A 20,174-nucleotide genomic window follows, 5' to 3' on the forward strand; every position below is an offset into this window, starting at 1 on the left:
GGGCCGGACGGCGCGCTCACACACCGCGCGCGTTCGGGTCCCACATGTACTTGTGCATCTGCAGCTGGAAGCGGACGGCGAGCCTGTCCTCGATGACCCACTCGGCGAGCTCGCGCGGGTGGAGCTTGTCGAACACGGTGGAGAAGAGGGTGCCGTAGGGCTTCTGGAGCAACTGATGCTCGGCGATGAGCGCCTTGGCCCAGTCGTAGTCCTCGCGCGAGCCGATGACGAACTTCAGCTCGTCGTTGGCGTTCATCGACGTGAAGTTGCGGTAGTCGTTGCGCAGGTGCTCGCCCGAGGAGGGCGTCTTCATGTCGACGATTTTGTGCACCGCCGGGGGCACGAGCCGCACGTCGATGGCGCCGCTGGTCTCCAGCAGCACCTTCAGCCCCGCGTCGAGCAGCGCCTCCATCAGCGGATAGACGCCGGGCTGGAGCAGGGGCTCGCCGCCGGTGACCTCCACCATGGGCGTGCGCATGGCCAGTACCTCGGCGACGATGTCCGGAATCTTCCGGCGCGCGCCGCCGTGGAAGGCGAACTCGCTGTCGCAGTAGGTGCAGCGCAGGTGACAGCCCGTGAGGCGGACGAAGGCGCACAGCAGCCCCGCGTGGGACGACTCTCCCTGGACGCTGAGATAAATCTCCTTCACCACCACGGAGTCCGCGGTGGGGACGCGTCGGGGTTCGATGTGCGGGCGCGCTGCGGGCATGGCTTCTTCGTCTTTGCTCGTTGGGGAGGGGCGCTTCAACCCCAACCTGCTGCGCCAGGTCAAGCCCACAAACAGGCGCCGGGCGGGGGCCTGCTGCCCCGCTCGTGGGCTCAGGGCGCGGCGGTGCCCTTCACGCGCTCGACGAAGGCGTCGATGAGCTGGCGGGCGATGCTGAGCTTCGGCGGGATTCGGGGCAGGTGGTCCGGGCTGAACCAGTGGGCCTCGGCGATTTCCTTCGAGTCCACGACGATGTCGCCGCCCGCGTACTCGGCGGTGAAGCCCACCATGAGCGAGCGCCCGAAGGGCCACGGCTGCGAGCCGAAGTAGCGGATGTTCTTCACGTCGATGCCGACTTCCTCCTTCACCTCGCGGGCCACGCACTCCTCCAGCGACTCGCCGGGCTCCGCGAAGCCGGCGAGCGTGCTGAACATGGGCTCCGGGAACTGGGCGTTGCGCGCCAGCAGCATCGTGTCGCCATGGGTGATGAGGACGATGATGGCCGGGGCGATGCGAGGGTAGAAGGGCGTCTTGTCCACCGGGCAACGGCGGGCGCGCTCTCCGGCGACGAGCTGGGTGGGCTGTCCGCAGCGGCCGCAGAAGCGATGGGTGAGGTCCCACTCCACGATGGCGAGCGCGCGTCCCGCCACGGCGAAGCGGACGTCATCCACGCGCTTGTAGAGCGAGCGGGCGGGGACGGCCTTGTAGCCCTCGGGTACGGCGAAGTCCTTGGCGAACCCCGCCGCGTAGCAGTCCACGCCGTCCAGCTCGCCCAGGTAGTGCGCGGCGGCGGCGAGCTCCGGGAAGGCCGCGCCCGTGGGAATGGAGACCCCCTCCGCGTGCTCCTGGACGAGCAGGTCCATGCCTCGGGCAAGGAAGAGCAGGGCGCCCTCGCGCGGACGGTCGGGCGGGGTGGGGTTGGGGATGAAGTGGGGTGCGGAGCTCACGGGGCCACACTAACGGGCCCGGGTCGGGCGTGCAGTCGTCGCGTGAGCTCCGGGCCTGGGGCGGCGCGGCTCAGCTGTCCTTCTGGATCAGCTCCACCTTGTAGCCATCCGGGTCCTCGACGAAGGCGATGACAGTGGTGCCATGCTTCATGGGACCGGGCTCGCGGACCACCTTGCCACCGGCCTGGCGGATGGCGTCGCACGTCGCATGGATGTCACTGACGCCCAGCGCGATGTGGCCGTACGCGGTGCCGAGCTCGTACTTCTCGACGCCCCAGTTGTAGGTGAGCTCCAGGGCGGGGTGCGTGTCCTCGGGGCCGAAGCCCACGAAGGCCAGGGTGAACTTGCCGTCGGGGTAGTCGTGACGGCGCAGCAACTTCATGCCGATGACCCGGGTGTAGAAGTCGAGCGAGCGCTCGAGGTCGCCGACGCGGAGCATGGTGTGCAGGATTCGCATGCGCGCTTCATAACGCCATCACCCCGTCGCGTCATGCGTCCCGGGTGCCCGGCGCCCGTCGGGTTCAGGGCTTCTGCTGGGACTGTGCTTTGGGTGGCACGGTGAGTGTGCCCGCCTCGACATGGGACGACGCCAGCGGCTTGCCGTCCTCGCCCCGCACGCCGATGCGCGAGCCGTCACCGCCCGCGTGCCACAGGCCCACCTGCACCTTCCAGGTGCCCGCGTCCCAGTCCTTGGTGGACACCGAGAAGGCATCTCGCAGGAGCGTGTCCCGCGGGGCCTCGGCGAGGAAGAAGGTGCCGCCCAGCACCGGGTGGTCCGCGTTCTTCCGCTTGCTGCCCGCGGGGCCGGGGAGGTGGACGAAGATGCCCGCCGAGCGGGGCACGGGCCCGGTGACGCGCCAGTAGAGCACCGTGTGGACGAACCCCTCCGCGTCCGGCGCGGGCGGCACCTCCGCCGCCACCAGCTCCACGGGGACGTCGAACCGCGTGCCCAGCGGCCTGGCCGCCGGCGGCAGCGCCGAGATGACCATGGGCGAGCCATCCGCGTTGAGGGGCACCGCGCGCGCCACCGGCTCCGTCGACGTCCCCAGCAGCACGGCCCACGCCGCGAGCGGCACACAGGCCACGCCGATGGCGGGAAGCCCCAGCCGCCCACGCAGCCTCCAGGCCGCGAAGCCCAGCCCCAGCCACGCGAGCGCGGACACCAGCGCTCCGCCGATGCCCGAGCGGGGCAGGAAGCGCAGCACCACGCGGTGCGTTCCTTCCGCCAACCGGACCCCCAGCAGTCCGTCGTGCGAGACGACCTCGCCCTCCGAGGCCTTCCAGCCCGGGTGCCAGTTCTGGTTCACCAGCAGCACCGTGGGGCGCGTGGCCGCCACGTCCACCGTCACGCGGTTGGGCGTCCACTCCACGCGGCGCGCGGTGCCCGCGGACGCGTCCTCCAGGTACTCCTCCTGGGGCAGGTCGCCGCGCAGTCGCTCCGACATGGGCACCGGCCACGCCTCGCCGCAGGCGATGGAGCCGCGGTTGAGCGCCAGGAAGTAGCCCTGCGCCCAGCGGTTGCCACGGGCCTGCGCGAAGGGCCGCTCCGCCTCCTCGGGAACGGGGCCGGGCGAGGGCACCATCTGCGACCAGCGGCTGAGCCGGTCGAAGGCGCGGACCTGGAAGCCCCAGCCCACGGCGATGACGACGCACGCCACCGCCGCCGCGGTGGGCCACCACGACGCGGCCGTGCGCGCCGGCGGCACGCGCCAGACGCGCACCAGCACCACGGCGAGCCCCAGCGCCACCAGCTCGGCGAGGAAGAACCCGGCGGGCACCAGGAAGCGCTCCGGGTAGCGCAGCGTCCCGAAGACGGGCAGCAGCCGCAGCGCGCCGAACAGCGAGGGCGTCGCCGCATAGCCGGCGGCCATCCACACGCACAGCGCCGCCAGCACCGCCGGGTACAGCGCGCGTCGCCAGGCCCACGCGGCGAGGGGAATCAGCGCCAGCACCGCGGGCGCGAGGAAGAAGTTGCCCGGGTCGCTGTAGCCGGAGCGCGCTGGGAGCTGGAGCAGCATGCGCACCAGCTCCTCCGCGGAGTTGCCCGGCGTGCCGGCCATGATGCGCGGCGCCGAGCGCATGGTCTCCACCAGCGGCCACAGCCGGAACGCGCAGGCGCCCAGGGTGAACACGGCGGTGGCGCCCAGCGCCCACACCGCCGCCTTGCGCCGGGGCGTCCCGCGCAGGCCGTACAGCGTGCGCCCGGCCTCCAGCGCGACGAACAGCGCGCCCATGGGCACCGGATAGGTGCCGCCGAAGCCCAGCAGCAAGGCGAACGTTCCCGCCACCACCACGGCGCCGCGAAGGTGCCCCTCCGCCGCGCGGCGCGTGCCCCACAGCAGCCAGGGCAGCAGCAGGAAGCCCGCGAAGTTGAGCCAGCCAATGGACCACGACAGCGCGGTGAAGCCCGCCAGACCGAACAGCGGCGCCGCGGCGAGCGCGCCCAGCGCGGAGCCCACACGCCGCCGCGCGTAGTGGAAGAAGCCCTCCATGCCGAACACGAGGAAGGCCCACAGCAGCACCGACTCCGCGCGCCGGGCGCCCATCAACGTGGACACCAGCAGCGTGGGCGACGCCACCCGCGTCTGCGGACTGCCCAGCGCGTACTGCCCGCCGCAGGCCCACGGGTTCCACAGCGGGAGCTGCCCGTAGTGCGTCACCGTGCGCGTGCCCGCATCCTCGTAGGAGTGCAGCAGGTGCGCGTCGCGGAAGTCATTCATCCCACCGGCCTGCTGGAGCGGACGCCAGCTCGCGGCCAACGCCAGCGCGGCGAAGAGGGCCAGCCGCAGGCTGGCGAGGGTGGCGGCGCGGTGGGCGAAGCGGAGCACCCTGCGGGGAGGAGGAATCATGGGCGAAGGGCGCAGGGCTCAGTCGTAGAAGGGGCGGGGCTTGCAGGGGCTCGCGGTGGCCTTGCGCGGCGGCAGCACGGGGCGGCTGTGCAGCTCCTCGTCGATGGCCTCCATGACGTCCGTCACCGGGACGCGGCGGCGGCGGGCCTCGTCCACCGCCCACCTGCGCTCGGAGGCGCCGAAGTCGTCGTCCTGGGACCAGCGGTCACCGGGAAAGGAATGGCGGGACTTGAGCCGCCACTCCGCCTCCTGGGCCGCCGCGGCGTGGCCCACCTGCTCGCGCTCGGCCGCGGACAGGCGCTGTGTGGGGGGCGGCACCTGCGCCGTGGCCGCGCGCACCACCGCGGTGGCGCCGCACAGCGCGAAGGCCAACCACCCCACCTGTGCTGCTCGACGCCACCTTGCACCCATGAGGGCGCTCTACTCCAACTCAGCCCCGGCCGTCCTCATCGGCGTCGGCCTCCAGGCCGTGGGGATCGGCGAGCACCCGGCGCGCCCGCTCCATCAGCTCCACCACGATTTGCCCGGCCGGCAGCACGCTCTCGATGCGAGCCATGCTGGCGCCGCTGGCCGGCATGGCCAGCTCCTCCAGGTCCCCCTCGGTGTCGGGGGTGGGGACGAAGGCACTGAACCTCGGTACGTCCACCGAGGTGCTTCCGGGCGTGCCCGGGAAGAGCCGGGTGCTGGCCACGCGCTCGGGCGGCGGGGTGGGCATGGGGACCCGTCCCTCGCGTCCCGTCCACTCGCGCACCACGCGGTTGCGCAGCACGCGCATGCGCTGGCCCGGCCACGCGGAGCCGAAGACGGTGGTGAGGTCGGAGTCGCCCGCGTCTCCTTCGACGATGCGCTGCTTGTAGCCCGGGTGGGCGTATGCCTCCACGGACGCCACCATGCGCGTGCCCACCCAGACGCCGTCCGCGCCATGGAAGAGGGCGCGCGCGGCGCTGAGCCCGTCGGCGATGCCCCCGGCGGCCAGCACCGGCACGGTGTCCGTCATGGCGCGCAGCTCGCGCACCAACGCCAGGGTGGGGGTGCTGCTGTGGTTGATGCCGGAGGCCTGCCGGCCCTGGGCGATGAGCGCGTCCGCACCCAGGGCCAAGGCCTGGCGGGCCGCCTCGGCCGACGGTGCCTGTATCCACACGCGAAGGCCCGCGGCCTTCAGCGCCGCGACCCACTCGGCGGGCGGCAGTTCTCCCTGGAAGGAGACGACGGGGACGCGCCGGGCAATGCACACGTCCACATGCTCGCGCGTGGTGGCGTGCTGGCCCCCGCCCTGGGTCACGAGGAGGTTGGCCCCAAAGGGCTTCTGCGTGCCCGCCCGGATGGCCTGCAGGCGGGCATCCAGGACGTCCGCGGGCTCCGGCGCGACGCCGAGCATGCCCACGCCGCCCGCCTCCGAGACGGCGATGACCAGCGGGGGCAGCGCCACGAAGGGCATGCCGTCGCTGACGAACGGATAGTTCACTCCCAGCTCGCGGGTCAGCCGCGTGTGCAGGGTGTTGCCTTCCAGGACATAGATGGGAGGCCGGCGGGGCTCGGGACCGGAATCACTGCGCTCCTCGTCGAGCTCGACATCACCGGAAGAGGGCGGGGAACGTCCGTCATTCGCTCCGTTCATCGGGTCTCCTGAAGCTGGCAGGCTCTTCGGCTCCTCCAAGGTTACCAGCAACATCCATGTCCCAGAGGCGAGGAGCGGAAGAGGGCCCTCCAGGCTGGTTGCCGGGTAACAGGCGTGGGCCGGGCCTAGGCTCCAAGTGTCTTGTGCATGTTGCGGTGGGGGATTCCGACCTCGGTGTAGGGCTCGCCGAAGACGGAGTAGCCCAGCCGCTCGTAGAAGGGGACGGCGGGCGCGCGCGCATGCAGGTGGACGTGGTTGAAGCCGCGCCGCACCAGCTCCGCTTCCAGCGTACGCACCAGCCGGGCGCCCAGCCCCTGTCCCTGGAGGTGCGCGGCCACGGCCATCTGGAACAGCCGTCCTCCGTGCGCGTCCTCGGGGTTGAAGAGGACACACCCGAGCACGGTGCCTGCCCGGTGCGCCACCAGGTGCAGGCTGTCCGCCTCGAACGGGAAGGCGACGTCGGCGCGGGTGTAGCCGAGCGGCTCGCGCAGCACGCGGAAGCGCAGCTCCAGCTCGCCCGCGTAGAGCGCGTGCCCCGGCTCGATGAAAGTGAACGCGAAGTCAGGGGTACCGGGCGTCACGTCAGAAGGTCCCCGTGAGCTGGAGGGTGAAGGTGCGGCCGTACTGGGGCACCGGCGCGATGGAGTTCTCGTCCGACACCGGCAGTGAGTAGCGGGTGTCGAGCAGGTTGTGGACGCCGGCGAAGTAGCGCAGCGGGCCGTAGTCGCCCGACAGGCCGAAGCCCACCAGCAGCGCCTCGCCGCTCTCCGCGCCGCCGGGGCCCGTGGGGCGCGCGCTCTGGTAGATGGCCTGGGTGGCCACGCGCATGTCGCCGGCGCCAATGGGCAGCATCATCCGGCCGGCGACGAGGTGCGCGGGCGCCGCGGAGGCGACCTCCTCCGAGGCGTGGCGCAGCGTCACGTAGGAGTAGCTCAGGTCCACCAGCAGCCAGCGGCCCGGTTGCCAGTGCACGCCGGCCTCCGCGCCCCAGGCCAGCGTGGTGCCGTCGGCGTTCATGAAGCGCAGGCACGGCGCGCTGCCGCACTCGCCCGAGGGACTGTCCTCCGCGGTGAGCTGCACGAGCCGGGAGATGCGGTTGTGGTAGCCGGCGACGGTGAGCCGCAGCTCGTCCGTCAGGTCGTGGGAGTGCTCCAGCTCGAAGGTGGTGATGGTCTCCGGCCGGAGGTTCACCGCCGCGCCCTGGGAGATGCCGTCCGCGTAGTAGAGCTCGTAGACGTTGGGGGCACGGAAGGCGTTACCGGCCACCAGCTTGGTGAGCCCCTTCTCATAGGGCCGCGCGATGACGGCCAGCCGCGGGGTGATGGGCGTGCTGTCCAGGTCCACGTACTTGTCCAGGCGCAGACCGGCCGACACGCTCAGCCGCGGGTGGAGCTTCCACTCGTCGAGCAGGTACGCGGACAGCAGCGTGCGCGCCTGGGTCTCCAGCGGCAGGTCGCCCGCGTCCTGCCGCACGCGGAGCTGCGCCTGACCTTCCACGCCGAGCGTGAGGACGTTGCCCTGGAACAGGCCGAGCCGCGCGCGGGCCTCGGCGGTGAGCCAGTCCGCCGCGCCGCCCTCGGTCCGGGGGCCGCCGTCCTCCTCCGGGTAGACGTAGGTGCCCTCGTAGCGGCTGAGGTCGAACGCGCCGCGCACGGACAGGCTGAAGCGCTCGGTGAACTGGCGCTCGTAGCGGGCCTCGGCGAAGGCGCGCAGGTCCTCCACGATGTTGCCCTCGGTGCCGGGCACCGTGCCGTAGGGCGCGGTGGGCAGCTCCTTGGTGCGCACGTTGAACTGGGCCTGGAAGGAGAAATCGCCCAGGCGGGCCCGGAGCGAGCCGCCCGCGGCGCGCTCGGCGTCCAGGCCGGTGATGATGGGGCCGTTGGTGCCCAGCCGGGTGGTGTCCGCGCCCGTGGCGCCCAGGGCGGAGGCGCTCACCAGCACGGAGCGGTTTCCTTCCTCCCACGACGCCGTGGCGTGGCCGCGCGTGGTGCCCAGCGCGCCCACCGCGCCCGTCACCTCGAGGTGGTTGTTCGCGCCCAGCGACTCGCGAGGCACCACGTTGATGACGGCGAAGAAGGCGCCCGTGCCGTAGAGGGCGCTGCCAGGGCCTCGCACGACCTCGATGCGCTCCACCTCCTGGATGTCCACGCTCAGGTCGCGGGCCGCGAAGCCCTGGCCGGCCCAGACGTCGTTCATGGCGTGGCCATCCCAGAGGATGAGGATGCGCGTGTTGAGGTCGCCCGGCGGCGAGAAGCCACGCACGCCCAGGTACGTGTAGGTCCGGTCGTCGGTGAGGTAGAAGCCGCGCACGCCGGCCACCGCTTCCGCGACGGTGCGCCAGCCGAAGGCGCGCAGCTCCTCCTGCGAGAGCACCGTGGTGGAGGCGGGCGCCTCGTCGACGGCGACCAGGCTCTTGGACGCGGCGCGCACCGGGGGCGGGGCGTAGCGCAATTCGGCGTGGACCTTCACCTCTTCCTCGGCCACCACCGTCACCGTCTGGCGGAGCGGGCGCACCTCGCGGCTCTCCACCTCCAGCGTGTGCTCGCCCTCGGGGAGGGTGACGACGGTGGGCGTGAAGCCGGCGGGCTTGCCATCCACGCGCACCGTGGCGCCGTCGCGGTTGGCCGTCACCACGAGCCGGCCGGTGGGCCGGTCCTGGGGCCGCAGTGCGACGCTGACGGGCACGCTGCCATCGGCGGGGACGTCCACCACGTACTGGGCGGGGGCGTAGCCGGGCGCGCGCACGTGCAGCACGCGCTGGCCGGGCGGCAGCCGCACCCGCCCGGGAACCCGGGCCAGGATGTTGCCGTTGGGGGCGTCGCGAATCTCCGCGCCCGTCGGCGTGCCCGTCACTTCGACGCCCCCGGTGATGAGGCTCAGGTCGAAGGTCTGCTCCATCTCCCGACCACGCACCAGGGTGAGGGTGGCCTCCGAGGGGCGGTAGCCGTCCTTCTTCACCATGATTTTGTGACGGCCGGGCGTCAGCGCGAGCGTCTGCGGCGAGCGACCCCGGCTGCCCAGGTCCATGCGGTCCACGTAGACGTCGGCGCCCTTGGGGTTGGTGGTGACGCGCACCAGCGCGACCTTGGGACGGAGCCGGTCCACTGAGCGGGAGACCTCGGCGGCGTCCTCCTTGGGCAGGTCTTCCGCGAGCAGGTCGTTGTAGTAGCGGTACGCCTCGTTGAACTTGCCCAGCGCCTCGAAGCAGCGGGCGATGTTGAAGAGGACGTTGCGGTTGGGCACCAGCCGGTAGCTGGTGAAGTAGGAGCGCAGCGCCTCGGCGTACTGGCCCTTGGAGTACGCCTCGTTACCGAGCTCGAACGCGATGTCCGCTTCATCCGCGTTGTTGTCCGCGAGCACGGGTGCGGACAGGAGGAGCAGCGACAGGACGAACGCGAAAGAACGGGAGGAACGCATGGGACTGCAAGCATTCTTCCCTCTCCGAGGGGAGAGGTCCATGGGGGCCTCAAGGTTGGCCGCTCGGCGTCAGACCCGTCAGGTAATGCTTCCTGGACACGCAGCAAGGAGTGGGGTTCCACTCCAGGGAGGCGGGGGCAATGATGCAGGGGCCGGCAGTGGGAGAGGAGCGCGACACGGGAATGGGCCAGGAGACGAAGCGTCCGGCGACCTACGAGGACCTGGAGGCGCTGCCCGAGCACTGGGTGGGGCAGCTCATCGACGGGGAGCTCATCGCGCAGCCCCGGCCGGCGAGCCGGCATGCGCGGGCGAGCTCCCGGCTGGGTGGCGAGCTGTACGGCCCTTTCGAGCGGGAGCGGGGAGGGCCCGGAGGCTGGTCATTCCTGGATGAGCCGGAGCTGCACTTCGGCGCGGACGTCCTGGTGCCGGACCTGGCGGGCTGGCGCCGTGAGCGCATGCCGGAAGTCCCGGATGTACCCTTCTTCACCTTGCCGCCGGACTGGGTCTGCGAGGTGCTTTCGCCCTCCACGGCCTCGTTGGACCGCACGCGCAAGAAGCGAATCTACGCCCGGGAAGGCGTCGGGCACGTCTGGCTCGTGGACCCACAGGCGCGGACGCTGGAGGTGTACCGGCTGAGCAGCGGACAGTGGCTCGAGCAGGGCACCTGGACAGGTGACGAGCGCGTCCGCGCCGAGCCCTTCGAAGCGCTGGAGCTGGAGCTCGGCGTGTTGTGGCTACCCGAGGCGAAGGCGCCGTGAGCGCGGCGCCCGGGCTCTCTCAGTGCACCACGCTCCGGGACGACACGGCCGCCTGGGGCGTGGCGGAGGGCTCGCGCATCAGCTTCTCGCCCGAAGCCTGGAGGACCTGGGTGGTGGCGCCCTCCGGGTCGCGGAAGAAGTGTGGCGTCCACAGCCGCACGAGCTGCCAGCCCTGGCCTTCCAGCACGCCGGTGCGGAAGAGGTCCCACTCCACGCGGTCCGTGGCCTTGGGATAGCGCGTGCCGTCGCAGAGCACACCGACGGTGACGTCGCCCGGACGGGTGGGGTGGCGGAGCGCGATGTCCACGCAGAAGCCGTCATTGCCCCAGTGGACTTCCGACGACACGCGGTGCTGGGCGGCCAGGTGCCTGGCCAGGGCCTGTGCGAACGTCGAGCCCGCCTCCGTGGGCCGCGGGTACACCTCGGCCTGCTGTTCGGGCCGGAGCGTCTCCGGCGCGGTGGGCTCGGAGTCGCGCTGGGCTTGCTGGGCGTAGGCCTGCTCGAGGGCCTCCGCGAAGCGGAGGTAGGCGAAGAGCAGCCAGCCTCCGTTGGGCTGCCGGCCCGCCTCGACAGGGGGCAGTGACTGGTAGGCCTCGCGCGGAATCGAGGTGACGAGATGAATCTGCTCCCGTGCGCGCGTCACCAGCACGTTGAGGCGCCGGCCACCGCCCGCGCTGCCCAGGGGGCCGAAGCGCCGGTAGAAGCGGCCCTGCCGGTCCGGGCCGTAGGTGGTGCTGATGATGAGGTGGTCCCGCTCGTCACCCTGGACGTTCTCCAGGTTCTTGACGAAGAGCCCCTCGAACGAGCCCGAGCCCCGGCGCACGCGCGCCTCCGCCAGCCGGGCCGCGAACGCGGAGTCGCTCGCGGCCATCTCGTCGAGGACGTCGTTGATGGCGTCGCGCTGGGTGAGGTTGAAGCATGCGATGCCAATGGAGGGCGGCTCGGGACGCGCGAGCAGCTCCTTCACCAGCGCACCCACGGCGCGTGCCTCGATGACGTTGGCGCGCTTGTCGTAGATGCCGCCCACGGGCAGCAGCCGCAAGGGGGCGTGGGGCGCGCGATGGGAGGGGTGCGCGGGGATGGCCTGGAGCCGCTTGTCGTAGAAGTGGTCGTTGCTGAAGGCGATGAGGTCCGCGTTCTGCGAGCGGTAGTGCACGTCGAGGTAGCACTGGTCGATGTCGAGGTTGAGCGCCGCCGACAGCAGGTCCTCCACCTCGGACTGCTGCTCCTCGAAGAGGCCCTGCTCGCTCTCCGCCTCCTGCTCCGCGTTCTGCACCACGGCGGACTCGAAGAAGCGCGTGGGAGGCAGCTGCTTCGGGTCGCCCGCGATGACCACGCGGTGGGCGCGGGTGAGCACCGGCAGCGCCTCTTCCAGGCGGCACTGCGAGGACTCGTCGAAGATGACGACGTCGAAGATGGGGCGCCGCGGGAAGATTTGCGCCACCGTCTGCGGGCTGGCCATCCACACGGGGCGGACGTCGAAGAGCGGGTCTCCGCCTTCGATGCCTTGCCCCGTGGCGATGACCTGACGCACGCGCATGGCGCGCTCGCCCCGGAGCATCAACCGCCGGCGCAGCTCCGCGCCCTGGCTGTTGAGCCGTCCGCCCGTGCCCGCGAGCAGCCGCTCGCGCTGGCGCTGCGTCCAGCGGTGAATCAGGGCATCGCGCACGAGGCCCCGCTTCTTCTCCTCCAGCATGCGGTAGTGCGAATGAGCCGCGCGCACGCGCTCGGCGTCGATGTGCTGGAGCGCGGGGTCCTCGCGCAGGCGCGCTGAGGTCTCCGCCGCCAGCGTGGCCTTCAGCACCGCTCGCCAGCCTTCATCGGCCTCGGCGCCCTGATGTGCCAGCCGCTCCACGGCGGACTCCAGCGCGGGAGGCAGGCCCGCGAGCACGGTGCGCATGCGCAGCAGGCCTTCCACCGTGGACAGCCGTGACAGCAGGGCCGCGGTGGCGGAGGCCAACCGTTCCCCCGAGCGCAGGCCGCGCGAGCGCGCGTCGAGCCAGACGGTGGAGAAGAGGCCTGCCTCCGCGAGCCGGGCCTCCAGCCGCGCGATGGCGTCGCCCCGGGCAGCGGACTGGCGCAGCCCGGCCAGCAGTGCCGAGCGCGCGCCCGCGTCCCCTTTCAACGCGGTCCGGACCGCGTCGCGGCAGGACACGAGCAGGGGTGTGCGTTCCAGCTCCCCCAGCAGCTCGAAGAGGGCCGCGTGGGTGCGCAGCGTCTGGGACAGGGCCTCGTCGCTGAGGGATTCGGTGGTGCCCGGGACGAGCGTGGTGCGGTGATACTCGTTGAGCAGGGCGCGCGCCTTGGCGCCGGTGAAGAAGCGGGTGACGCGCTCCGCGGCGAGGATGCTCAGCGTCAGGCCGAACTGCTGGAGCACCCGGCGGGCCCCGGCCTTCCGCGCGAAGTAGAAGAACGCGTACCACTTGCGAGCGATGTCCAGGTACGAGCCCAGCGCGGCCAGCGCGGAGGACAGCGCGCCCAGGGCTTGCGGCTGCTCGCGGTGGACCAGGGCGAGCTCCGCGTCCAGCGGCCCCTCCGCGAGCACCTGGCGCTGCGCCGCCAGTCCGTCGAGCTGCGTCTTCGCGGACTGGACCGCCTCCGGCGTCGCCGAGCCCCAGCGCGCGAGGACGTCCGCGCTGACGGTGTCCAGCAGCGGCGCCAGCTTCTCCGCGAAGGCGGCCCGCGCCGCGCCCTCGGCCCGAGGGTCCGCGCCGAAGACGGGCACGTCCGGAGACGCGAGCGCGTCGGCGTCGCGTGCGGCGGTGTCGACGGCGGTCAGCCGTTCGCGGTACGTGGCCAGGGGCGTCGCGAGGTAGGTGGCGAGGTCGGTGCCCAGCGCCTCGCGCCAGGGATTGTCCGGGTAGCCTTCCTTGCCGCCGCGCTCGAGCACTTCGCGCACCTCGCGCTCGCGAGACGTCACGTCGCTCAGCCGGGCGTCGGCGAGGCTCGACACCGCGGGCGTGAGGGCGGCGGGGGCCTCCACGGAGAACCACTGGCCCACCAGCTCGTGGAAGGAGGGCGCGTTGCCACCGGCGGGGCGCTGGGAGAGGGCGCGGTCGGCGGAGGTCAGCTCGTCATGGAGGGACTGGAGCTCCGCGTCGACGCGCGCCAGCTCCCGGGTCACGGCCGCGTCGGTCCGCGCCTCGGGCAGCGTGTCGAGTTGCTCGCGAATGCCCATGTAGAGGTCGCGCTGATCCCGCTGGGCGTCGTGGACGACGGCGCACAGGTGGCCCAGGCCGAGGTGGTCCAGGCGGTGCTTCACCACGTCCAGCGCGGTGCGCTTGTCGCACACGAGCAGCACGCGCTCCCCGCGCGCCAGGTGGTCGCCAATGGCATTCGCGATGGTCTGCGACTTGCCGGTGCCCGGGGGCCCGTGGATGACGAGCCCTCGGCTGCTGCGGGCCAGTCGCACCGCGCGCGCCTGGCACGGGTCCGCGAGGGTGACGAGGCGCTCCTCGCCCGCGCGCTTGTGGCCCTCCAGGTTGGGCTCGCCGCCGCCGTGACCCGAGGGCCCGCCCAGGGACACGTCCACGCGGAGGAAGCTCTCCAGGGGCCCGGAGATGGGCTCACCGTCGAGCAGCGCGCGCACATCGTCCACGAGGCTCTGGTTGGACAGGGGATACAGGCCGAGCACGGCGCTGGGGAGGATGGCCGCCTGGGACTGGGCATCGTCGCCGCGAGGCACGGGGGCCAGGGCTGTTTCAGGGGTGAAGGCAGGCGGCGCGGGCAGCTCCAGGGCCTTGCACACGGCGGCCACCAGCTCGTTCAGCTCGCGCCACGGGTCCTCACCCGTCTCGTCCGCGAAGAGGTCGCCGAGCCGCTGCCCGGTCTGCTGTTCCACCCAGGCGAGCAGCGCCGTGTTGGGGGCGACGCGGTCCACGCCGGCCTCCGCGCCTTCCAGCTCCACGGAGGGCACGCGGCCCTTCTTGAGCGTGAGGCGCACGGGGACGAAGGCGATGGGCGCGAGGATGCGCCGGGTGCCGAAGCCGCGCTTGTCCTTGGCGCTCGGTGGCAGGTGCAGCAGGGGGAACCCCACGTGGAGCACATGGGCGCCGGTGTCCTGCTCGAAGGTGCGCGCGTCCTCGACGATGGTGGCCAGCTTGCGCAGCAGGGCCTGCTGCTCCTCCTCCTCGCGGGAGGGGGCATCTGCTTCGTCGGCGGATTCCGGGGCGCCGGAGGCTGGTACCGCGTCGGGTGACTCGGCGTCCGGAGTCGCTCCATCGACAGGGCTCGTCGAGCGGGCCTGGGCGGATGCCTTGCTGGAGGTCGGCGCCGTGTTGAGTGCGTCAGCATCCGGCGGTGCTTCGTCGGCGGAGCTCGCCGAGCGGGCCTGGGCGGGCGCCTTGCTGGAGGCCTGTGCCGCGCCGAGCGAGTCGGAATCCGGCGGTGCTTCGTCGGCGGAGCTCGCCGAGCGGGCCTGGGCGGATGCCTTGCGCGTGCGTGTTTCGGGCGGGGGCGGCTTCACCGCGAGCCGGGCCTGGGCCTTCTCACCCAGCAGGGCCGCCAGCACCGCGTGGGGTGGCGTTCCGTCCAGGCGGCTCAGCGTGGCGAGGTCCACGCGCTGGCGGCTGTTGTGCGGCCGGCTGTTGAGGCTGGGGCCGGATGCGAGCGCGGCATAAAGCCGCTCGAGCATCTTCTCCAGGACGCGGTTGCGGGGCTCGGGCGACAAGGCGGCACCTCTCGACGGGAGGGAGGCCGCTGTCTCTATCACGTGGCGCGGGCCCCAGGCCCCCGCTTCATCGGGACAATGCGGCGGCGAGCGCCTGCGCGGCGGCCTCCAAGTCCTGCGCGGGGAGATGCTCCGCGGAGGGGGCGTCGAAGACGGCGCGGCCCCAGAGCCGCTGGGGCGTCTGCGGGTAGCGCGGCACGAGGTGCAGGTGGAAGTGGCGCAGCACATCGCCAATGGCGAAGGCATAGGCGTGCTCGGCGCCCAGCACCTCGCGCTGGGCGCGCATGACCCGGGCGGCGAAAGGGCCCAGCTCGCTCGCGGCGCCCGGGTCGAGGTCATACCAGGCGCGCACGTGTCGCTCGCTGGAGATGACCACCCAGCCGGGAACGGGACTCGGGCCCGCGACGCCATGCAACACCAGTCCGGGCGCGCGAGCGATGATGCCTCCCACGGGCCGTGTCTCGCCGCGCGCGATGGCGCAGCCGAGACATGGGTCATTCACATCCAATACATCTGGCATGGGCTCACGCTAGCAGCCCCTTGATGCGCGGGTGGGTCACAAAATCGGGTCGTGGAGGACCCATGTCATCGAGGGCATCCGAGGTTGTCCGAGTGAGCCGTGACACACCCGGTTGAGCCGTCTCGCGGGGCGAAAACGGCCGCTGAATCAAGGGTGGCCTTCTTGACGGCACGGGCAAGTGTCGGAGAGTGTCCGGCTCGCGCTTCGTGAGTGTTGAGGCGGCGATACTTGGGGACTTTTCTTTCAAGGCGGGGATGATGAAGAAGCATCTGGTAATGGCCGTGGTGCCGTTCCTGGCGATGGGGTGTGGTGACGACCTCGTGGACGCGGACGGCGACGGAATCGCGGACGGCGTGCGCGAGCCCAACACGGTGACGGTGGTGACGCCGGCCACGCCGAAGGGCACGGTGTCCGGCCAGGTGCTGGGCACGGACCTGCGGCCGCTGTCTGAGGTGACGGTGGAGATGACCATCGGCAGCTCGGCGGAGGCGGTGACGGCCACGACGGATGCGAAGGGCAACTTCACGTACACGAACGTTCCGGGTGGCGCCGAGGTACTCCTGACCATCTCGAAGGCGGGCTATGCCACGCTGCGCGCGGGGGCGACGGTGCCGACGTCGGCGGGCAACGTTCCCATCAACAACGGCAACGCGAGCTTCGGCGCCATCACGCTGGCGCGTCTGGATGGCACGCTGAACTTCCTGGTGGTGACGCCTCAGGGCCGCCCCGCGGCGGGTGCGCGGGCGACGCTGGAGGCCACGCCGGCGGGCTCCATCCGCAGCGGTGACGCGTCCTCGTCGATGGTGAACTCCGTGGTGGTGGAGGGCATCGCGAACGACCAGGGGCTGGTGTCGTTCACGGGCATCCCCAGCGCGTCGGAGCTGGCACGGCTGACCCGCAGCGGCTCCAATCCCGAGTACAGGCTGTGGGTCTCTCCCATGGACTCGAACGCTGACGGCATCCCCGAGACGGGAGGCTACGTCAGCACGTACACGGCCGCCGAGGTGGTCAGCAACAGCACCACGCGCCTCATCAGTCTGCCGTACTCGCGGCCGCAGAACGTGCCGCTGAGCATCGAGAGCAGCAACGTGGCCAGCTTGCGCGGAGCCGCTGCGGACATGCACCCGCTGCGCAACCTGGTTCGTCCGGGCGAGCCCATCCACCTGTTCTTCAACCAGCCGATTCAGCCGGGGTCGCTGTTCGTTCGCATGACGGGCGAGGACGCTGGGGAGCTTCTGCCGGTGACGACCAGCGTGGCGAATGGTGGCTACAGTGCGACCATCAACCCGGGCGGCTCCATCGCGGATGGACAAGAGTACAACATTGATCTGCGTGCCGTGTCCTCGGAGGGTGGCAGCATGTATGCGCGGACCGGGTTCTTCTTCACGGGCGACGCGTCGACTGTCCGCCAGATGTCGATTGTTGCGGCGCGTTACCAGGAGCGGTCGCTGGTGGGCTCAGAGGCTGCGTCCCAGCTGAACTCGAATGAGGAAGTCTTCCTGTCCTTTAATCACCCGATTGTGCGCCCTTCGAATGTGACCGGACACGTTTATGCCCATGTGAACTGGGACATTGGCGGTCCTATGCCAGGGGTTATCGGTGACTACCCCGGGGAGCTGAATAATCCGACCGGGTTCCTGCTCTCCCCTGAAGAGCCTACTGCGCCTGTTCAGACGCGCAATCCAGCTGAACTCCCCGTTTTTGACATTGTCGAATCTGGTTACACCACGCGATGGAAGTTTACGTATATCGGGACGAACGTGATCCCGAGCACGAGCTTTGGTGGACTTGAGATGGTCGTGAAATTCTCCGACCTTCCGTTGCGCTCCATCAACGGCACCTACGAGAACTACATGGGGCAGCCGCTTACTGAGGATTTGTCGGTAACTGGGTTGGTTCAGCAGCCCGCCCCCGTTTCTTCTCCGGCTCCGTGATGTGCTTGTAGCTGGTACCTGAACAGGCAGTGTCTGGAGCCCCATGGATATCCATGGGGCTTCATTTTTTTTTGGGGCTAAAGGCAGGAAAACCACATGGAGTCTACAAGCCCGGATCCAGTGTCCAAGAGGTTGTATGCCGTGGACCGAGTCTTGACCGCTTCAAGACGCAAGGTGCTGTAGTTTCAGAGGGTTTCCTGGAGCTGAGCTTGCGCTGCGCGGAATGGCAGATGCATTGGCAAGCCGGACATATGAACTCCATCCGAATATTGACCGTGTGTGTCAGTACCTTGTTCTGGGCCTGTATCAATGTGCCAGGTATTGAGGTTGTGCCTGAGAGCCCTGATGCGGGAGCTTCGGCCCCTGTCGTGACACTAACGCTGTCACGGACTGCTACAAATTGTGATGTAGATGTCCGGGTTTCGGTGACGGGGGTTGTCCCGGACTCAGTCGAACTGTTCGTTGATGGCTTTTTGGTCGCTTTGCTATCCCCGCCTTCATACGAGCTTCGCTGGAACACCCAGGCTCTCGCTGAAGGCGCTCATGTGTTCGCCGCGAGAGCTTCGCTGGGGGACCACGCCTATATGAGTGAGTTGCGGACGCTCGTGGTCGACCGGACGCCGCCGCAGGTGGTGACACAGCGCCCTCGAACTGGAGACCAGGACGTATCCGTGCGCACCCCCATTCAGGCTGTCTTTTCTGAGGCCATCGATCCGTCCACGGTAACTGCCGAGTCCGTCAGGCTCTTGGTCAATCAATCGGAAGTTGCTGCGGAGGTGCGCCTGTCAGCCGATGGCGCGAGCGTGACGGTGAGCCCTTCTGAGCAAATCCCGGTGGAGTCAGATGTATCCGTGACCATCAAGTCGTCGGTAACAGACATGGCAGGCAACAAATTGGATGTCACTGCGCTTGACTGGCGGTGGAGTGTTCCCAGGCACCTGCTTCTTGGGGGCGCCATCTCTGCCGATATGGCCACGGGAATGAACGTTTCGACATTCTCGCTCGTGCAGGATGGTAACGGGAGACCAGTCGTTGCTTTTGTCGAGGGGAGCACTCCTTCGACCTATGGCGTCTACGTCAAGCGATGGTCAGGGGAGACCTGGGAATTGCTAGGCGACGTCCTGGAGACCGTTGGGGTGGAGTCTGTTATCAAGACTTGCGCTCTCTGGAGCACGCCAGAGGGGGAGATTTACGTGGTGTGGACTAGGGAGATGCCTGATGGGACTGCTGGCGTTCGCGTTTATCGTTGGAATGGAAGTAGTTGGTCTCCTCTCGGAACCCCCGTCACACTAGAGCAATCTGTGGTGAAGATTGAGTCGCTTGGATTTGTCGTGGGGCCTCAGGGAGAGCGATGGCTGGTTCTTCATGAGTATGATGCAAATGTTTCGTCTGGGATTCATGTTTTTCGCTGGGGTGAAGGGAGTTGGGAGCGACTAGGGGGGACGGTGTTGAATCCTTATTGGCTCCAGTTGAACTTTAGTCTGATGATGGATTCGCTAGGTCGTCTTGTTGTTGTTTGGACTCTTCAGTCTGGGGCTGGGGGCGCAGTGACGCCTTATTCCAAGAGGTGGGTTGGGACACATTTTGAGGACATGGGCCCGATGTCTGGTTGGGGCACTCCGATGGTGTCCGCATTGGATGGTGAGGACCGTCTCATTCTCGGCATGCCCAGTCAGGACGTCGGGACAAGTTTTCGACCATGGATTCAGCGCTCCGTGCCAGCGGAGGGGTGGCAAAACCTCGGACTTGGCATCGATGGCATGTATCCTGGCGCAACGGACTCCATGGTGGAGGTCCTGGACTTCGACCATGAGGGCAGACTGGTTGCACTGTTCTCCGAGCCTGAAGTCGCCGGTGGTCCCGTCAACCACTATGTCCGTCGTTGGGACGAGAACTCCTGGGGGCTCATGGGGGCACCGTTGCTCCCTCGCACAGGCTCAAGGCCCGTGGGGCGCGCCCAGTTCTTCATGACGGGCCCCGAGCAATGGGTGCTGGCCCGCATCGAGGAGACCGAAGGCACTCCGAGCCAACGCCACCTCTACGTCTACCGCCCCAACAACTGAACCCCCGTCGACGTTCCGCCTCCCACCCCGCGTGTTTTCAAGTGAACACGTCTCGGCACTCCGGTTCGTATTCGTTGAAGAGCGGGGTGGGGTGGGCACGTCAGGAGGGGCGTGTATAGATTGTTCAACGCCCGTTCCAACCCGAGAGGCGTCGGTTTCCATGAAGCACACGGCGATGACCATTCCGGCAGATGACATGTCGGCTTCCGCGGAGCCCGCAACAGGCGGGAACAAGAAGCGTGTCCTCGTGGTGGACGACTTCGATGACGCGCGGGAGATGTACGCCGAGTACCTGGAGTTCGTCGGCTTCGAGGTGGACACCGCCCGCAACGGCATGGAGGCGGTGGAGAAGGCCAGCGAGGGCGAGCCCGACATCATCCTGATGGACCTGTCCCTCCCCATCATGGACGGCTGGGAGGCCACGCGGCGCATCAAGCAGGACGCCCGCACCCGGGACATTCCGGTCATGGCACTCACCGGCCACGTGCTCGCGGGCAACGCCGAGCACGCGCGGGATGCTGGCGCGGACGAGTTCGTCGCCAAGCCCTGCCTGCCGCAGGACCTGGAGAACAAGATCCGCAACATGCTCAAGCCCAGCAAGCGGAAGGTGGGGGGCGGCTAGGGAGCGCAGGACGCAGAACACCTCCACTGCTCGACAGCGGACACTCCGGCGCCCTCGGAGACTCAGTGGCC

The 20,174-nt window shown here is 69.7% G+C and carries 14 protein-coding genes; 4 read left to right on the forward strand and 10 right to left on the reverse strand.

The genetic code is table 11. The annotated features are described in order from the left end of the window. Positions 1 to 16: 16 nt before the first annotated feature. The 8 genes from VZL07_RS16860 to VZL07_RS16895 form a co-directional block, all read right to left on the reverse strand. Positions 17 to 709, reverse strand: coding sequence for a radical SAM protein (locus VZL07_RS16860; protein WP_426756565.1), 693 nt, complete (start codon positions 707 to 709; stop codon positions 17 to 19). Between the two features lie 110 nt (positions 710 to 819). Then, positions 820 to 1,653, reverse strand: a complete 834-nt coding sequence (gene nudC, locus VZL07_RS16865) for an NAD(+) diphosphatase (protein ID WP_426756566.1) — start codon at positions 1,651 to 1,653, stop codon at positions 820 to 822. Positions 1,654 to 1,723: 70 nt separating this feature from the next. Next, entirely contained in the window at positions 1,724 to 2,110 is a 387-nt protein-coding gene (gene gloA, locus VZL07_RS16870) for a lactoylglutathione lyase (protein WP_426756567.1), read from the reverse strand. Between the two features lie 64 nt (positions 2,111 to 2,174). Continuing rightward, entirely contained in the window at positions 2,175 to 4,502 is a 2,328-nt protein-coding gene (locus tag VZL07_RS16875; protein ID WP_426756568.1) for a hypothetical protein, read from the reverse strand. 18 nt (positions 4,503 to 4,520) lie between these two features. Next, entirely contained in the window at positions 4,521 to 4,883 is a 363-nt protein-coding gene (locus tag VZL07_RS16880; RefSeq protein ID WP_426757301.1) for a hypothetical protein, read from the reverse strand. A gap of 49 nt (positions 4,884 to 4,932) precedes the next feature. Further along, positions 4,933 to 6,120, reverse strand: a complete 1,188-nt coding sequence (locus tag VZL07_RS16885) for an NAD(P)H-dependent flavin oxidoreductase (protein ID WP_426756569.1) — start codon at positions 6,118 to 6,120, stop codon at positions 4,933 to 4,935. 125 nt (positions 6,121 to 6,245) lie between these two features. After that, positions 6,246 to 6,701 carry a GNAT family N-acetyltransferase gene (locus VZL07_RS16890; RefSeq protein WP_426756570.1) on the reverse strand — a complete coding sequence of 152 codons (456 nt, stop codon included), beginning with the start codon at positions 6,699 to 6,701 and terminating at the stop codon, positions 6,246 to 6,248. A 1-nt stretch (position 6,702) separates the two neighbouring features. Continuing rightward, positions 6,703 to 9,537 (reverse strand): TonB-dependent receptor domain-containing protein, encoded by a 2,835-nt coding sequence (locus tag VZL07_RS16895; protein WP_426756571.1) that lies wholly within the window; start codon positions 9,535 to 9,537, stop codon positions 6,703 to 6,705. Positions 9,538 to 9,677: 140 nt separating this feature from the next. Between VZL07_RS16895 and VZL07_RS16900 the strand changes: the two genes are divergently transcribed. Then, positions 9,678 to 10,295 (forward strand): Uma2 family endonuclease, encoded by a 618-nt coding sequence (locus VZL07_RS16900; RefSeq protein WP_426756572.1) that lies wholly within the window; start codon positions 9,678 to 9,680, stop codon positions 10,293 to 10,295. Between the two features lie 19 nt (positions 10,296 to 10,314). Here VZL07_RS16900 and VZL07_RS16905 read toward each other — a convergent pair whose 3' ends face one another. After that, complete coding sequence (locus tag VZL07_RS16905; RefSeq protein WP_426756573.1) at positions 10,315 to 14,964, reverse strand: AAA domain-containing protein; 4,650 nt, start codon at positions 14,962 to 14,964, stop codon at positions 10,315 to 10,317. 67 nt (positions 14,965 to 15,031) lie between these two features. After that, positions 15,032 to 15,484, reverse strand: a complete 453-nt coding sequence (locus VZL07_RS16910; RefSeq protein WP_426756574.1) for an HIT family protein — start codon at positions 15,482 to 15,484, stop codon at positions 15,032 to 15,034. Positions 15,485 to 15,738: 254 nt separating this feature from the next. Between VZL07_RS16910 and VZL07_RS16915 the strand changes: the two genes are divergently transcribed. The 3 genes from VZL07_RS16915 (at position 15,739) to VZL07_RS16925 (ending at position 20,103) form a co-directional block, all read left to right on the forward strand. Next, positions 15,739 to 17,418, forward strand: coding sequence for a carboxypeptidase-like regulatory domain-containing protein (locus VZL07_RS16915; protein ID WP_426756575.1), 1,680 nt, complete (start codon positions 15,739 to 15,741; stop codon positions 17,416 to 17,418). A gap of 584 nt (positions 17,419 to 18,002) precedes the next feature. Beyond that, on the forward strand, positions 18,003 to 19,481 hold the full coding sequence (locus VZL07_RS16920; RefSeq protein ID WP_426757302.1) for an Ig-like domain-containing protein: 1,479 nt from the start codon (positions 18,003 to 18,005) through the stop codon (positions 19,479 to 19,481). A gap of 160 nt (positions 19,482 to 19,641) precedes the next feature. Continuing rightward, positions 19,642 to 20,103 carry a response regulator gene (locus VZL07_RS16925; RefSeq protein ID WP_426756576.1) on the forward strand — a complete coding sequence of 154 codons (462 nt, stop codon included), beginning with the start codon at positions 19,642 to 19,644 and terminating at the stop codon, positions 20,101 to 20,103. Positions 20,104 to 20,174: the final 71 nt, after the last annotated feature.

Source organism: Pseudomyxococcus flavus (genome assembly GCF_050038885.1).
In the GTDB taxonomy this organism is placed as follows: Bacteria; Myxococcota; Myxococcia; order Myxococcales; family Myxococcaceae; genus Myxococcus; species Myxococcus flavus.

Excerpts from the sequence above, each read along its gene's own strand:
- VZL07_RS16860 (WP_426756565.1), bottom strand. The coding sequence starts at position 709 with ATGCCCGCAGCGCGCCCGCACATCGAACCCCGACGCGTCCCCACCGCG.
- VZL07_RS16885 (WP_426756569.1), bottom strand. The coding sequence starts at position 6,120 with ATGAACGGAGCGAATGACGGACGTTCCCCGCCCTCTTCCGGTGATGTC.
- VZL07_RS16925 (WP_426756576.1), top strand. The coding sequence starts at position 19,642 with ATGAAGCACACGGCGATGACCATTCCGGCAGATGACATGTCGGCTTCC.
- VZL07_RS16910 (WP_426756574.1), bottom strand. The coding sequence starts at position 15,484 with ATGCCAGATGTATTGGATGTGAATGACCCATGTCTCGGCTGCGCCATC.
- VZL07_RS16920 (WP_426757302.1), top strand. The coding sequence starts at position 18,003 with ATGAGTGAGTTGCGGACGCTCGTGGTCGACCGGACGCCGCCGCAGGTG.
- gloA (WP_426756567.1), bottom strand. The coding sequence starts at position 2,110 with ATGCGAATCCTGCACACCATGCTCCGCGTCGGCGACCTCGAGCGCTCG.
- VZL07_RS16900 (WP_426756572.1), top strand. The coding sequence starts at position 9,678 with ATGATGCAGGGGCCGGCAGTGGGAGAGGAGCGCGACACGGGAATGGGC.
- VZL07_RS16895 (WP_426756571.1), bottom strand. The coding sequence starts at position 9,537 with ATGCGTTCCTCCCGTTCTTTCGCGTTCGTCCTGTCGCTGCTCCTCCTG.
- VZL07_RS16915 (WP_426756575.1), top strand. The coding sequence starts at position 15,739 with ATGATGAAGAAGCATCTGGTAATGGCCGTGGTGCCGTTCCTGGCGATG.
- VZL07_RS16875 (WP_426756568.1), bottom strand. The coding sequence starts at position 4,502 with ATGATTCCTCCTCCCCGCAGGGTGCTCCGCTTCGCCCACCGCGCCGCC.